Below are 14913 nucleotides of genomic sequence, written 5' to 3'. Positions count from 1 at the left end.
GGCTGGCGGAGCTGGAGACCAGAGCGGGGCCTCGATCACGGTCCTTTTAGTTTGAAATCGTATTTCCCGCCTCTAATCTGTTGCCGGTCGGCGATGGGAGAGTGCAATGCGATGCATTTGCTGTCTCAGGGATGTCGGTGTTTCCACCCTTGCTTTGGCCGGCCTATTGGTCGCATTGGCGTGGCCCGCACCCCCGGCACGTTCGCAGACACTGCCGTCCCATCCGCCGACAAAGGAGGACTTGGCGCGGGACAACAACCTGTTTCTTTCGCTGGCACGAAAAGCGCTGAAATGGGACGAACCGGCAGAGCCGGTCAGGATCGTTGGGCCGCTGTATTTCGTCGGCACCGAGGGGCTGAGTTCGTGGCTGTTCGCGACGTCCGAAGGGCACATCCTCCTCAACACGGGGATGCCACGTCCGGGCCGATGATCGTCGAGTCCATCAGGAAGCTCGGTTTCAGACCCGAAGACATCAAGATCATCATCAACGGTCACGCTCATTCCGATCACGCCGGCGCGTTCGCCTTCTTCAAGGAGTTGACCGGCGCCAGCCTGGCGGTGATGGAGTCCGACGTCGCGCCGATGGAGGACGGCGGCAAGAGCGATTTCCATTACGGCGCCGACTGGAAGATCATGGGGTTTCCGCCGGCGAAGGTCGATCGCGTGCTGCGCAGCGGCGATATCGTCAGGCTCGGCGACGTCGTTCTCGAAGCCTGGAATACGCCGGGACATACGCGGGGATCGACGACATGGGTCAGCACGCTCGTCGATAGCGGCAAGGCCTACAAGGTCGTGTTTCTGGATGGCGGCGGCTTCAATCCCGGCTACCGGATCGCCAAGCCGCCCACCGATTATCCCGGCATCGGCGACGATTATCGCCGCACGCATCATTTCTGGGAGATGCAGAAACCCGATATCTGGCTCGGTCACCACACCGAATATTTCGACCTCAAGGGCAAGCGCGAAAGGGCCAAGACGGAAGGCGTCAACGCGTGGGTCGATCCCGAGGGCTATCGCGAGTTCGTGGCCGACAAGAAGCGCGCCTTCGAAGATGAGGTTGACGAAGAGCTGGGCGTACCGAAGCCCGCGGCGAAGTGATCGGGGAGGATTGCATGCGCATGGATCGTCCTTTTCTCCTCACTCTTGTCGGCTGGCTCGCACTGGCCGGGGCGACGTCCGCCGAGGACGCAAGGCCGCTGAAAGTGACGGTCGGCAACTTCATTCGCGCCGAGACGGACTTCTACTTCAAGACGCGGGAATTCGGGAAGTTGCACCATGACCGGGACATGGCGGCGATCGACAAGCAGGACGTCGTGCGGATGAATCGCGATACGCTGTATTCCTCAGGAGTCTTCGATCTCGACGCGGGCCCGGTGACCGTCACGCTGCCCGATGCGGGAAAGCGGTTCATGTCGATGCAGGTTGTCTCGCAGGACCACTACACGACCGAAGTCGTCTATGGACCCGGCCGCTTTGCGTACCCCAAAGACAAGGTCGGTACGCGCTATGTGTTCCTGCTGGTGCGAACTCTCGCCAATCCCGAAGACTCGGTCGACCTGAAAGCCGCCAATGCCGTTCAGGATGCGATCAAGGTCGAACAGGCAGACGTCGGAAAGTTCGAAGTGCCGAACTGGGACAAGGCATCGCAGGACAAGGTACGCGATGCGCTGAATGCGCTGGCGCCGCTGCGCGACGGCGACACCGGCGCCATGTTCGGCAAACCCAGCGAGGTCGATCCGGTTGCGCATCTCATCGGCACGGCCATCGGATGGGGCGGAAATCCAAGATACGCGGCGGTGTATGTTCCCGCCTATCCGAAAGACAATGAAGGCAAGGTCGTTCACAGACTGATGGTCAGGGACGTGCCCGTCGATGGCTTCTGGTCGATCAGCGTGTACAACGCCAGCGGCTTTTTCGAGAAGAATGATCTCAATGCCTATTCGCTCAACAATCTCACGGCGAAGCCGAATGCGGACGGATCGTTCACGATCCAGTTCGGCGGCTGCCGGAAGGACACGCCGAACTGCCTTCCGATCATGGCCGGCTGGAACTACACCACGCGGCTCTACCGGCCGCGCAAGGAAATCATTGACGCAACATGGAAATTCCCGGAGGCGGAGCCGGTGAATTGACGCTAGCGCGCTGCGACGGTCTCGGCCGGCAGGCTGCCGAGCAGCGCCTGCAGGGTGGTCAGGGTCGAATGATCGGTGATGCCGTCGACTCGTTCGGGCCGGAAATGGCGCTGGAATGCGGTGACCACTTCCATGGTCGACGAATCGTACTTGCCGTTCGCCGCGATGCCGTAGCCGTAGCGCGCCAGCGCATGCTGCAGTGCCAGCACGTCATCGCCCTCGGCGCCGAACTTGATGGTCTCGCCGCGCACGATCGGTGCCGGCAGCACCCAGTGGCCGACGCCGGAATTGGCCAGCGAATGCCACGGAAACTTCTCGCCGGGATCCTTCTTGCGCGACGGCGCCACATCGGAATGGCCGAGCACGCGATGCGCCGGCAGTTCGTGGCGCAGCATGATGCCGCGGCACAGCGCGATAACCGCGGCGATCTGCCGGCGCGGAAAATCCGGATAGCCCCAGTCGTGGCCGCGATTGATGATCTCGATGCCGATCGAGCAGGAATTGATGTCTTCCTCGCCGGCCCAATAGCCGACGCCGGCATGCCACGCCCGCTTCGCCTCCGGCACGGTTTGCACGATGCGGCCGTCTTCCAGCACGATATAATGCGCGGAGACGTCGGTGCCGGCGGTGCACAGCCGCGCGATGGCGCCTTCCACGTCGGGCATGCCGGTATAGTGCAGCACGATCATGTCGGCGAGCCGCCCGTTGTTGCGCTCGCCGAAGTTGGCTGACGGGATCACGTCGGAGACCACCGAGGAGTCGGGGGTGAAGAGGGGCAGGTCCGCAGCGCCCTTTGGAATCGGCAGTGGACGTTGACGCTTCGAATCAGCCCCGGATGATGCGTAGGAGCCTGTAGCCATGGGGCAACTCAACCGGTCAGGAGAACGCGCTCCGGATCGGCCGGCAGCACTTCAGGCGCACTATCCCGGCCACGGCCGCGCCGCGCAACGGTTCCGTGACACCTGTGCAGCTTTTTCGCCGACATGTGGACGCCGGGCACCAGTTCCCGAAGTCGCCGCCATCGAGCCAAGCGATCTCGCGACGGCGGCCAGTGCCTTAATTCCGTTCGGTACTATCAACCCTTTCTTAACGCTAAGCGACGTTACTGAGGGGTGAACAGCCGTCCCGTGAGGGCTGGCCGAGGTCCCTTTTGACGCTCAAATCCCATGGCAACCCTGCAATTTCCATGCGGACGACCGAATTTTCCTGCGCTTCGCGCGGGCGGCGCGGCGAATCGGACCGACAATCGCGCGGTGCTGCGGTCTTTCGAGCGGAAAGGCCGGGCGGCGCGCCGACAGTTGAGGCGACATGGGCCAGTCGGTGTCCAGTTTGACGTTGCGCCTCGATGCGAAGGGCCGGGTTATGCCGGTTCCGTCCTGCTGCGGAGCGGGCGGATGACCGCGCCTGCACCACGCCATATCCCGGTGCTCGGCCACGAGGCCGTCGACTTGCTCGCGCCCCGCGAAGACGGCGTCTATGTCGATGCCACCTTCGGTGCCGGCGGCTATTCCCGCATGCTTCTCGCCACGCCCGGAACCCGGGTCATCGGCATCGACCGCGACCGCACTGCCATCGCCGGCGGCTTTGATCTGGTCGATCAATCCGGGGGCCGGCTGTCGCTGGTGGAGGACCGCTTCTCGCATCTCGCCGACGTTTGCGCCGGGCAGGGCGAACCATTGGTCGACGGCGTGGTGATGGATGTCGGCGTGTCCTCGATGCAGATCGATCAGGCCGAGCGCGGCTTTTCGTTCCGGTTCAGCGGGCCGCTCGACATGCGCATGGGCCATGACGGGCCGACCGCAGCCGACGTGGTGGCGAAGGCCTCCGAGGCGGATCTCGCCAACATCATCTATATTTTCGGCGAGGAGCGGCATTCCCGTGCCGTCGCCAAGGCCATCGTCGCTGCCCGCAAGGAGGCGCCGATCCTCACCACCGACGAACTGGTCGCCGTCGTTTCCAAAGTCGTCTGGGCCAAGCCCGGCGAGCTCCATCCGGCGACGCGCACGTTCCAGGCGCTGCGGATCTTCGTCAACGAGGAACTCGACGAGCTGCACCTGGCCTTGGCCGCTGCCGAGCGCGTGCTGAAGCCGGGCGGCCGCCTCGCGGTGGTCTCGTTCCATTCGCTGGAAGACCGCATCGTCAAGAATTTCCTGAACGAGCGCAGCAAGACCGGCGGCGGCTCGCGGCATCTGCCGGAGATCGGGCTCTCCCGTCCGCGCTTCCACTTGCTCACCAAACGCCCGATCGTGGCGGGTGGCGAGGAAGTCACCGCCAACCCGCGCGCGCGTTCCGCCAAGCTGCGCGCTGCCGAGCGCACTGATGCGCCGGCGCAGGATGCCGGTCCATTGCCGGGCTGGCCGACGCTCGCCACTGTGCTGAGGGGAGGCTGAGCATGCGCATCATCCATCTCCTCGTGATCGCCATGCTGGTGTTCGCCGCGGCCTATGTCTACCGTATCAAGATGGAATCCACCGTGCGCACCGAGCGGGTGCTGCGGCTGCACGCCGACATCCGCGAGCAACGCGATGCCATCGCGTCGCTGCGCGCGGAATGGGCCAAGCTCGACGCGCCGATGCGGCTACAGGGGCTCGCCGAGCGGCACCTGGCGCTGAAGCCGATCTCCGCGCAGCAATTCGACTCGCTGAAGAATCTGCCGGACCGGCCGCCGAGCTTCGCCAAACCGGGCGATCCAGATCCAATCGGTGCAATGATCGATACGATCGATCCGGACATTGTCACCGGCACCTTGCCGTCGCCGGAGGACGCGCAGTGACCGATCAATCCCCCATCATGCACAAGCCAGCAGCAAAACCCGTTGAGCCCTGGCGCCAGCGGCTGATCCGCAGCCTGCTGTACGGACGCAATGTCGACCGCGCCGCGAAGGCTCGCGCGCGCGTCGGCCTGGCCATGCTCACCTTTGCCGGCATCTACGGCATCATCGCCCTTCGTCTGGTGATGTTCGCCGTCGGCGGCGACAGTCATGGCGAGCGGCGCGCCGCCCGCGACGCCATCGCCACCGCGCGGCCCGACATCGTCGACCGCAACGGCGATATTCTGGCCACCGACATCAAGGCGCCCAGCCTGTTCGCCGAACCGCGCCGCATCGTCGACAAGGACGAGGCCATCGAGCTGCTGACCGCGACCTTGCCCGATCTCGACACCGCCGAGGTGCGCGAGCGCCTGATGTCCAAGAAGGGCTTCGTCTGGCTGAAGCGCGAGATCACCGCGCAGCAGCAGCGCGACATTCACAAACTCGGCGTGCCGGGGGTCGGATTCCTGCGCGAGAACAAGCGGGTCTATCCGAGCGGTGCCGCGGTCAGCCACGTGATCGGACTGGTCAACACCGACAACCAGGGCATCGCCGGCATCGAGAAGTGGCTCGATACCAACGGCCTCGCCGACCTGCATCGCGCCGGCTTTGCCTCTGATCGTCTGCAGAAGCCGATCGAGCTGTCGGTGGATCTACGCGTCGAGCATGCGCTGCGCGACGAGTTGATCAAGGCGAAAGCGAAATACAGTGCCAAGGCGGCCTCCGGCCTGGTCTCCAACGTCAAGACCGGCGAGATCGTGGCGATGGTGTCGCTGCCGGATTTCGATCCGAACAATCCGAAGGAAGCCCACGATCCCGACCGGATCAACCGCCTGACCACCGGCGTCTACGAGATGGGCTCGACCTTCAAGACCCTGACGCTGGCGATGGCCCTGGATGCCGGCAAGGCCAATCTCGGCACGATGTACGATGCGCGGATGCCGCTCAGCTACGGCAAGTTCAAGATCCACGATAGTCACAACCTCGGGCGCGCCATCTCGCTCGCTGAAGTGTTTACCTTCTCCTCGAACATCGGTGCCGCGCGCGTCGCGCTGTCGATGGGGGTCGAGGCGCACAAGGCGTTCCTGAAGAAGGTCGGCCAGATGGACCGGCTGCGCACCGAACTGCCTGAGAGCGCCATGCCGATCGTGCCGAAGCGCTGGGGCGAACTCAACACCATCACTATCGCCTTCGGCCACGGCATTGCGGTAGCGCCGCTTCAGGCGGTGATGGGCATCAACGCCATGGTCAATGGCGGCTATCTGATCCCGCCGACCTTCCTGAAGCGGACCGAGGAAGAGGCGCTGGCGATCGGCAAGCGCGTGGTCAAGAAGGATACCAGCGACAAGATCCGCTATCTGATGCGCCTCAACGCCGAAACCGGCACCGCGCGTCAGGCCGACCTTTGTCCAAGGGCTTCTACATCGGCGGCAAGACCGGCACCGCTGAAAAGGTCGTCGGCGGCCGCTATTCCAAGAAGCAGGTGCTGAACTCCTTCACTGCGGTGCTGCCGATGGACAACCCGCAATTCCAGGTTCTGGTGATGCTCGACGAGCCGAAGGCGCTTCCGGAAACCCACGGCTTCATCACCTCGGGCTGGAATGCGGTTCCCGCCGGCGGCAAGGTGATCGCCCGCATTGCGCCTCTGCTCGGACTCGAGCCCCGCTTCGATCTGCCGACCGCCGACCGCCTTATTCTTGCGGCATCGAGGGTGACACAGTAGCCACGCAGGGCGCTTTACAGTCGGTGCAAAATGCGGTTTGCCAGGGCCGTAATGTACCCGATCTCCGAGCAGGAACAGTATGAAACTGCGCGACCTTTTCAGCGATGACGCCGCGATGGACGCGCCCGCGGGCGAGGTTGCCGTGAGCGGTCTTGCGGTGGACAGTCGCGCGGTGAAGCCCGGCGATGTCTTCTTCGCACTGGCCGGCGCCAGGACCGACGGCGCGCGATTCGTCACCCAGGCCATCGCGGCCGGCGCCGTCGCCGTGGTCGGCGATCACGCGCATATCGGCCTGCCGGTGCCGTTCGTCACCACCCCCAATCCGCGCCGCGCGCTGGCGCTGGCCGCGGCAAGATTTTACCCGCGCCAACCCGCGGTCATCGCCGCGGTGACCGGGACCTCGGGCAAGACCTCGGTCGCGGCTTTCGCGCGGCAGATCTGGGAGCGGCTCGGCCACGTCGCCGCCAGCATCGGCACCATCGGCCTCGTCTCGCCACAGCGCGCCGTCTATGGCTCGCTGACCACGCCAGACCCGATCGCGCTGCACCGCCAGCTCGACGAGATCGCGGGCGACGGCGTCACGCATCTGGCGGTCGAGGCCTCGTCGCACGGTCTCGATCAATATCGCCTCGACGGCATCCGCATCGCGGCCGGCGGCTTCACCAACCTGTCGCGCGACCACATGGACTATCATCCGACCGTCGAACATTACCTCGCGGCCAAGCTGCGGCTGTTTCGCGAACTTGTCGTCGATGACGGCGTCGCGGTGATATCAGCGGATCACGACTGTTCGGCGCAGGTGATCGCCGCGGCGCGCGAACGACAGCTGCGCACCATCACCGTGGGGCGCCAGGGCGACGGCGCCGGCGAAGGCATCCGTCTCGTTGCCGCCGCCATCGACGGCTTTTCGCAATTGCTGACGCTGCAGCATTGCGGCCGGATGCATGACATCCGGCTGCCGCTGGTCGGCGAATTCCAGATCGAAAATGCGCTGGTGGCAGCTGGCCTGGTGATCGGCACGGGCGGTGACGCCGCCGAGGTGCTGGCATCGCTCGAGCATCTTGAAGGGGCGAAAGGCCGGCTGGAACAGGTCGGCACCCACAACGGTGCGCCGGTGTTCATCGACTACGCCCACAAGCCCGATGCGTTGGCCAAGGCGCTGGAAGCGCTGCGCCCCTATGCGCCGCGTAAGCTCGTGGTGGTGATCGGCGCCGGCGGCGACCGCGACACCGGCAAGCGACCGCTGATGGGCGCCATCGCCGCAGAGAAGGCCGACAGCGTCATCGTCACCGACGACAATCCGCGCAGCGAAGATCCCGCCGCGATCCGCGCCGCCATTCTCGCTGCCGCGCCCGGCGCGGTGGAGATCGGCGATCGCGCCGAAGCCATCAAGGTGGCCATCGCCGGGCTGCAGCAGGGCGACGCCTTGCTGATCGCCGGCAAGGGCCACGAGATCGGACAGATCGTCGGCGATCGCACGCTGCATTTTAGCGATCACGAAGCCGCTGCGGCGGCGCTTGCTGCGAGGGTTGCATGAGCGAAATCCTGTGGACCACCGAGGCGATGGCCGAGGCGATGCGCGCCGAGGCTAGCGGCTCCTTGCCAGCCGGCATCACCTGCCTGTCGATCGACACTCGGACCATCGCGCCGAACGAGGCCTATTTCGCCATCAAGGGTGACGTCCATGACGGCCACGCTTTCGTCGATGCGGCTCTGAAGGCCGGCGCCGGGCTCGCGGTGGTCGAACGCGCACAGCGCAGCAAATTCGCCGCCGACGCGCCGCTGCTGGTGGTCGATGACGTGCTGGCGGCGCTGGTCGATCTGGCGCGCGCCGCGCGCGCCCGGCTCGGCGCGCAGATCATTGCGGTCACCGGCTCGGTGGGCAAGACCTCCACCAAGGAAGCGCTGCGCCGCGTGCTCGAGGCCCAGGGCGAGACCCATGCCTCGGTGGCCTCGTTCAACAATCACTGGGGCGTGCCGCTGTCGCTGGCGCGCTGCTCGGAGACCGCGCGCTTTGCCATCTTCGAAATCGGCATGAACCATTCCGGCGAGATTGAGCCGCTGGTGAAACTGGTGCGACCGCATTTCGCGGTCATCACCACCGTCGAGCCCGTGCATCTGGAGTTCTTCGCCGGCATCGAGGCCATCGCCGACGCCAAGGCCGAGATTTTTCTGGGACTAGAGCCCGGCGGCACCGCCATTCTCAACCGCGACAACGGCCAGTTCGACCGGCTGCAGGCGCAAGCGACGAAGGCCGGCGTCTCGCGCATCGTGTCGTTCGGCACCGACGAGAAATCGGAAGCGCGGCTGCTCGATGTGGCGCTGCACCCGACCTGTTCGGCGGTGCATGCCAGCATTCTCGGCCATGACGTCACCTACAAGGTCGGCATGCCCGGCCGCCACATGGCGATGAATTCGCTGGCGGTGCTGGCGGCGGCCTCGCTGATGGGCGCCGACTTGGCGCTGGCGGCGCTGACCCTGTCGCAGGTGCAGCCGGCGACCGGACGCGGCGCCCGACACGTCCTGGAACTCGCAGGCGGCGAGGCCACCCTCATCGACGAGAGCTACAACGCCAATCCGGCCTCGATGGCGGCGGCGCTGAATGTGCTGGGCGCTGCCGCCATCGGGCCGCACGGCCGCCGCATCGCGGTGCTCGGCGACATGCTGGAACTCGGCCCCCAGGGCGCCGAATTGCACCGCGGACTGCTGGGAGCGATCCAGGCCAACAACGTCGATCTGGTGTTTTGCTGTGGTCCCCTGATGCGCCAGCTGTGGGATGCCCTTTCCTCCGGCAAGCGGGGCGGCTATGCCGACAGTTCGGCGGCGCTCGAATCGCAGGTGCTCGCCGGAATCCGGGCCGGCGACGCCGTGATGGTTAAGGGCTCGCTCGGCTCGCGTATGAAACCGATTGTTACCGCGCTCGAAAAGCGCTTTCCCGGCAAGGCCGCGCTCGATGATGCCGCGGTATAGGCGGTCTGAATGTTTTACTGGTTGATCGATATTTCCGGCAGCGTCCCGGTCTTCAACGTGTTCCGCTACATCACCTTCCGCACCGGCGGTGCCATGGTGACCGGCGCGCTGTTCGTGTTCCTGTTCGGGCCGTGGATCATCGACAATCTGCGGCTGCGCCAGGGCAAGGGCCAGCCGATCCGCAGCGACGGGCCGCAGTCGCATCTGGCCAAGGTCGGCACCCCGACCATGGGCGGGCTGATGATCCTGTCGGGCCTCGTGGTGTCCACCTTGCTGTGGGCCAATCCGCGCAATCCCTATGTGTGGATCGTGCTGGCGGTGACGCTGGGCTTCGGCTTCGTCGGCTTCTATGACGACTATCTGAAGGTGACCAAGCAGACCGAAGCCGGCTTCGCCGGCCGCACCCGTCTGGCCATCGAGACGGCCATCGCGGCACTGGCCTGCTTTGCCTTCGTCAAGCTTGGCCGCGATCCGCTGTCGAGTTCGCTGGTGATTCCGTTCTTCAAGGACGTGATCATCAACTTCGGCTGGTTCTTCGTGATCTTCGGCGCCTTCATCGTGGTCGGCGCCGGCAATGCGGTGAACCTGACCGACGGCCTCGACGGCCTGGCTATCGTCCCTGTGATGATCGCGGCTGCGTCGTTCGGCATGATCTCCTACCTCGCCGGCAACGCGGTGTTCTCCGACTACCTGCAGATCAACTACGTCGCCGGCACCGGCGAACTGGCGGTGCTGTGCGGCGCGGTGCTCGGCGCCGGCCTCGGCTTCCTGTGGTTCAACGCGCCGCCGGCCTCGATCTTCATGGGCGACACCGGATCGCTGGCGCTGGGCGGCATGCTCGGTTCCATCGCCGTGGCCGTGAAGCACGAGATCGTGCTGGCGGTCATCGGTGGCCTGTTCGTGCTCGAAGCCGTGTCGGTCATCGTGCAGGTGGCCTCGTTCAAGCTGACCGGCAAGCGCGTGTTCCGGATGGCGCCGATCCATCATCATTTCGAGCAGAAGGGCTGGACCGAACCGCAGATCGTGATCCGGTTCTGGATCATCTCGGTGATGCTGGCGCTGGTCGGCCTGTCGACGCTGAAGTTGCGGTGACGCCTTGATCCCGGTCACATCCTTCGCTGGCAAGACGGTCGCTGTGTTCGGCCTCGGCGGCTCCGGCCTCGCGAGTTGCCATGCGCTGAAGGCCGGCGGCGCCGAAGTCGTCGCTTGCGACGACAGCATCGACCGCATGGTCGAGGCGGCGCAGGCCAATTTCATCACCGCCGACCTGCGCACCGTGTCATGGGCCAATTTCGCCGCCTTGATCCTGACGCCGGGCGTGCCGCTGACCCATCCCGCGCCGCACTGGACCGTGCTGATGGCGCAGGCCGCCGGCGTCGAGGTGATCGGCGATATCGAGCTGTTCTGCCGCGAGCGCGCGCTGCATGCGCCGGACGCGCCGTTCGTGGCCATCACCGGCACCAACGGCAAGTCGACCACCACCGCGTTGGTCGCGCATCTGATGCGCGAGGCCGGCTTCGACACCCAGATGGGCGGCAATATCGGCACCGCGATCCTGTCGCTGGCGCCGCCGGCGATGAATCGCGTCCATGTGATCGAGATGTCGTCCTACCAGATCGACCTCACGCCCTCGCTCAATCCGAGCGTCGGCATGCTGCTCAACGTCACCCCCGATCACATCGACCGCCACGGCACGCTGGAGCACTACGCCGCGGTGAAGGATCGCCTGGTGGCGCAGGTGCAGGCCGGCGGCACCGCACTGATATCTGTCGATGACGACTGGTGCCGCAACGCCGCCGACCGCATCGAAGCCGCCGGCAAGCCGGTGATCAGGGTTTCGGTGCAAGCGCCGCCTGCCGACGGCATCGTTGTCGACCACGATACCATCTACCGCATCGAAGGCGGCGAGCGCACAGCCATCGCCGATATCGCCGGCATCGGCTCGCTGCGTGGTGTCCACAATGCACAGAACGCCGCCTTCGCCGCAGCCGCGGCGCGCGCGCTCGGCGTCGGCAATGACGTGCTGCAAAGGGGCTGCGCAGCTTTCCCGGTCTGGCCCATCGCATGGAGCAGGTCGGCCATCTGGGCGCTACGCTGTTCGTCAACGATTCCAAGGGCACCAATGCCGATGCCACCGCCAAGGCGCTGGCCTCGTTCAACGACATCTTCTGGATCGCCGGCGGCAAGCCGAAAGAGGGTGGCATCGCCAGTCTCGCCGAATTCTTCCCACGCATTCGCAAGGCCTATCTGATCGGCGAAGCCGCCGCCGATTTCGCCGCGACCCTTGAGGGCAAGGTGCCCTTCGAGATCAGCGCCACGCTGGACAATGCCGTGCCGGCCGCCGCGCGCGACGCCGAGGCCGCCGGACTGACCGATGCCGTGGTGCTGCTGTCGCCGGCCTGCGCCTCGTTCGACCAGTTCCGCAACTTCGAGATCCGCGGCACCCGGTTCCGCGATCTGGTGCTGGCGCTGGATGGCGTGAAACCGGTGTAAGCCAGCGAGCACTTGCCGACCTCCTCCATCACGGCCGCCGCCGAATTAATCCGCGATTAACGCTGCGCTCAACTGCCCCTCGGCTGGCCGGGCGGGTCGGTGACCGCAACGAATTTTCAAGCTGAATATCGGTATCATGCTGCCAGATCGTCTGGGGATGTGTATCCCGAAAGTGGTGGATCTGGGGACGCCGTAATGACCTTGCGTGGCTTGCTGACGCTTCAGACGCAGCGCACAATACTGGTGGCGGCGGTCGTGCTGGGCGTCGGATTGGCGGCCACCTTCGCGGCCCGATATCTGTCTGAACGGGCCGCTGTCGCCGACGTGCAGCACCGCTTTAGCGTTGATGCCGAAGAAGTTTCCCGGGCGATCAGTCAGCGCCTCCATACCCATGCCGAAGTGCTGGTTGGCCTGCAGGGCCTGTACGCCTCGATCGGTCGCGTCGATCGCGCCCAGTTCCGCCGCTACATCGATGTGCTGGAGCTTGGCCGTCGCTATCCGGGTTTCCAGGCGTTGCAGGAATTGCGTCACGTCAGACCGGATCGCCTCGAGGCGTTTGTCGACGAAGTGCGCGCAGACAAGAGTGTGGAACTCGATGGCGTGCCGGATTTCTCCGTACGCCCGCCGGGACCGCGCGCGATCTATAACATCGTCGAATTCGTTGAGCCGATCGCCGGCAATGAAAACGCACTGGGCTTCGACGCCGGTGCCAATCCTGCGCAGTTGGATTCCCTGCGACGTTCGGCCGAGACCGGGCGCATCGTGGCCACGCCGCCGGTGAAGCTGGTGCAGGATACGTCCGGCGGGTTTGGCTTCATCATGCGCGCGCCGATCTATCGCAACGGTGAGCCTGTGCAAACCGTAGCGCAGCGCAACGCAGCGCTTTTTGGCTTTGTGGCTTCGGTCTACCGTATCAACGATCTGATGAACGGCATCCTCGATCCCCGCACGCTGAAGCAGATGCATATTCAGGTGGTCGACCGCGGCTATGCCACGCCGACCAGCACGGGGGTGTTGATCGGTGAGCCCGAGAATCCGGCTGGCCCGGCGACGCTGATGTACGACAGCGTCGAGAACAATCTCGGTCTTGCCGCGCAGGTCGAGCGTCCGGCAGGCATTTCGACGGAGCGCTCGCTGGTCGTGGGCGAGCGGGTGTGGCGTGTGATCTTCACGCCCAATCCCGGTCCCGCCTATCAGATCAGTCCCCTGGCTTCGAATGTGATCCTCGGCAGCGGCCTCGTGATCAGCGTGCTGGCTTTGCTGCTGGTCGTCATGATGATGGACGGCCGGCGCATGTCGGGGAATCTCAGCCGCCTGCGTGCCGAACAGAGCGCGCTGGTCGATAATCCGCTTGCCGGCATCCTGTTCACGGCCGGACACGACATCCTGCGCGGCAACAATCGCATCGCCGAATTTTGCGGCCGCGGGGTCGAGACGTTGCCCGGCAGGAAGATCGAGGAGTTGGTCGCAAGCGAGGACGATCTGGCCGCCTTCGATGCCGCGCTCGCCAGGATCCGGAACAGCGCCGTGGTCACTGAAGTCTCGCTGCGCCTGCGCCGCGAAGATGGATCGATCCTCGAAGTCGATGCCTATGGCAAGCCGCTGGCGAGGGGCGCCATCCTCTGGGTGATGCAGGACAAGACCGCTGCCCTGGCCGCGGAAGCCGAGCGGCGTGCGCATGGGCTGGCCATGGAACAGGCCAACGCACAGTTGGCGGCCTCGCTGCGCTCCGCCGAAATTCGTGCCAAGGAAATTGCACTGCTGACCGAACTCTCCGGAGTGGTGCAATCCTGCCAGACGCGCGATGAGGTTTTCGCGGCAGTCCAGACTTACGCCGGCTTTCTGTTTCCGGAGGAAGCGGGTGCGCTGTACTATCTGAACGATGCGCGTACGACCGTGCAACGCGGCGCCCATTGGGGAGCGCTGCAGGCTGACATCGTCTCGTTTCCTGTCGACGATTGCTGGGCGCTGCGGCGCGGAACGACGTTCCCGATTTCCGAGGCCAGTCAGGGTCTCACCTGCAACCATGTGGGCGAGTGCGACCACAGCCGGATGACCTTCGTCTGCCAGCCGCTCATCGCCCAAAACAATCTGCTCGGGCTGTTGTATCGCGAGCACCCCGCCGCATTCCGCGCCGGCGCCGACCAACTCGCTACCATGCTGGCCGAGCAGGTCTCGCTGGCGATGGCCAATCTCGAATTGCGTGAGTTGCTGCGGCAGCAGGCGCTACGCGATCCACTGACCGACCTCTATAACCGCCGTTATCTCGAAGACGCGCTGACCCGCGAGACGACGCGCTGCATCCGAGATGACGAGTCGCTCGCGGTGGCCATTCTTGATATCGACCACTTCAAGAGTATCAATGACAGCCGCGGCCATGAGGCTGGCGACGCCGTCTTGCGCGCCCTGAGCCGAATCCTGCGCGAGGTCACCTGCGAGGCCGACATCGTCGGCCGCTTCGGCGGGGAGGAATTTCTGCTGATCATGCCGGGGGCGACGCCGGAGACCGCGCGATTGCGATTGGAGCAGATACTGGACGCGGTGCGCGGCATGAGGGTGGCGCTGCCCGGCGGCGTGCTGGACGGCGTTACCGCTTCGGTCGGGATCGCGGTGATGCCGCTACATGTGGCACGCGGCGAAGATCTGATGGGGGCGGCGGATGTGGCGCTTTACCGCGCAAAGGCCGACGGCCGCGACCGGGTGACGGTCAGCGATCAGGTAGCGGAAGCCGCGGCATGAAGGCAGGCGAACGCCCGCGGCGAGTGCCGTGAAGGTCAAAAATCCAC

Annotated in this window: 10 protein-coding genes and 2 pseudogenes; 11 read left to right on the top strand and 1 reads right to left on the bottom strand. The window is 65.2% G+C overall.

Annotated features, from left to right (window positions below; translation table 11 throughout):
• The first annotated feature begins 241 nt into the window (after positions 1-241).
• The 3 genes from ONR75_RS27780 to ONR75_RS27770 are packed head-to-tail and all read left to right on the top strand — an operon-like array spanning position 242 to position 2132.
• The gene (locus tag ONR75_RS27780) at positions 242-430 is read left to right on the top strand and encodes a hypothetical protein (RefSeq protein WP_265080082.1); all 189 of its coding nucleotides are present in this window, start codon (positions 242-244) and stop codon (positions 428-430) included.
• Positions 427-1098: an MBL fold metallo-hydrolase gene (locus tag ONR75_RS27775; protein ID WP_265080081.1), complete on the top strand. Its 672-nt coding sequence runs from the start codon at positions 427-429 to the stop codon at positions 1096-1098. Before ONR75_RS27780 ends, ONR75_RS27775 begins: the two co-directional genes overlap by 4 nt.
• A 20-nt stretch (positions 1099-1118) precedes the next feature.
• On the top strand, positions 1119-2132 hold the full coding sequence (locus ONR75_RS27770; RefSeq protein ID WP_265080080.1) for a DUF1254 domain-containing protein: 1014 nt from the start codon (positions 1119-1121) through the stop codon (positions 2130-2132).
• Positions 2133-2134: 2 nt separating this feature from the next.
• Here the strand turns inward: ONR75_RS27770 and ONR75_RS27765 are convergent, their stop codons facing one another.
• Positions 2135-2992, bottom strand: a complete 858-nt coding sequence (locus tag ONR75_RS27765; RefSeq protein WP_265080079.1) for an N-acetylmuramoyl-L-alanine amidase — start codon at positions 2990-2992, stop codon at positions 2135-2137.
• 534 nt (positions 2993-3526) lie between these two features.
• Here ONR75_RS27765 and rsmH point away from each other — a divergent pair.
• From rsmH to ONR75_RS27725, 8 genes and pseudogenes are all read left to right on the top strand, one after another.
• A complete protein-coding gene (rsmH, locus tag ONR75_RS27760) occupies positions 3527-4522 on the top strand; it encodes a 16S rRNA (cytosine(1402)-N(4))-methyltransferase RsmH (protein ID WP_265080078.1) in 996 nt (331 codons plus the stop codon).
• 2 nt (positions 4523-4524) lie between these two features.
• Positions 4525-4905: a hypothetical protein gene (locus tag ONR75_RS27755; protein ID WP_265080077.1), complete on the top strand. Its 381-nt coding sequence runs from the start codon at positions 4525-4527 to the stop codon at positions 4903-4905.
• Between the two features lie 17 nt (positions 4906-4922).
• Positions 4923-6664 (top strand): annotated as a pseudogene (locus tag ONR75_RS27750) (peptidoglycan D,D-transpeptidase FtsI family protein).
• Positions 6665-6743: 79 nt separating this feature from the next.
• Entirely contained in the window at positions 6744-8201 is a 1458-nt protein-coding gene (locus ONR75_RS27745; RefSeq protein ID WP_265080076.1) for a UDP-N-acetylmuramoyl-L-alanyl-D-glutamate--2,6-diaminopimelate ligase, read from the top strand.
• A complete protein-coding gene (locus ONR75_RS27740; protein WP_265080075.1) occupies positions 8198-9634 on the top strand; it encodes a UDP-N-acetylmuramoylalanyl-D-glutamyl-2,6-diaminopimelate--D-alanyl-D-alanine ligase in 1437 nt (478 codons plus the stop codon). Before ONR75_RS27745 ends, ONR75_RS27740 begins: the two co-directional genes overlap by 4 nt.
• Before the next feature lie 9 nt (positions 9635-9643).
• The gene (gene mraY, locus ONR75_RS27735; RefSeq protein WP_265080074.1) at positions 9644-10726 is read left to right on the top strand and encodes a phospho-N-acetylmuramoyl-pentapeptide-transferase; all 1083 of its coding nucleotides are present in this window, start codon (positions 9644-9646) and stop codon (positions 10724-10726) included.
• Between the two features lie 4 nt (positions 10727-10730).
• A pseudogene (gene murD, locus ONR75_RS27730) lies at positions 10731-12127 on the top strand (UDP-N-acetylmuramoyl-L-alanine--D-glutamate ligase).
• Between the two features lie 99 nt (positions 12128-12226).
• Positions 12227-14866, top strand: a complete 2640-nt coding sequence (locus ONR75_RS27725) for a CHASE domain-containing protein (protein ID WP_265080073.1) — start codon at positions 12227-12229, stop codon at positions 14864-14866.
• Positions 14867-14913 lie beyond the last annotated feature (47 nt).

Origin of the sequence: Rhodopseudomonas sp. P2A-2r (assembly GCF_026015985.1) — a bacterium.
Lineage (GTDB): Bacteria > Pseudomonadota > Alphaproteobacteria > Rhizobiales > Xanthobacteraceae > Tardiphaga.
The sequence above is the reverse complement of the archived record's forward strand: the minus strand, read 5'-3'. Positions and strand labels throughout refer to the sequence as shown.

Coding starts and splice junctions, on each gene's coding strand:
- ONR75_RS27775 (WP_265080081.1), top strand. CDS start 427: ATGATCGTCGAGTCCATCAGGAAGCTCGGTTTCAGACCCGAAGACATC.
- ONR75_RS27745 (WP_265080076.1), top strand. CDS start 6,744: ATGAAACTGCGCGACCTTTTCAGCGATGACGCCGCGATGGACGCGCCC.
- ONR75_RS27755 (WP_265080077.1), top strand. CDS start 4,525: ATGCGCATCATCCATCTCCTCGTGATCGCCATGCTGGTGTTCGCCGCG.
- ONR75_RS27740 (WP_265080075.1), top strand. CDS start 8,198: ATGAGCGAAATCCTGTGGACCACCGAGGCGATGGCCGAGGCGATGCGC.
- rsmH (WP_265080078.1), top strand. CDS start 3,527: ATGACCGCGCCTGCACCACGCCATATCCCGGTGCTCGGCCACGAGGCC.
- mraY (WP_265080074.1), top strand. CDS start 9,644: ATGTTTTACTGGTTGATCGATATTTCCGGCAGCGTCCCGGTCTTCAAC.
- ONR75_RS27770 (WP_265080080.1), top strand. CDS start 1,119: ATGGATCGTCCTTTTCTCCTCACTCTTGTCGGCTGGCTCGCACTGGCC.
- ONR75_RS27765 (WP_265080079.1), bottom strand. CDS start 2,992: ATGGCTACAGGCTCCTACGCATCATCCGGGGCTGATTCGAAGCGTCAA.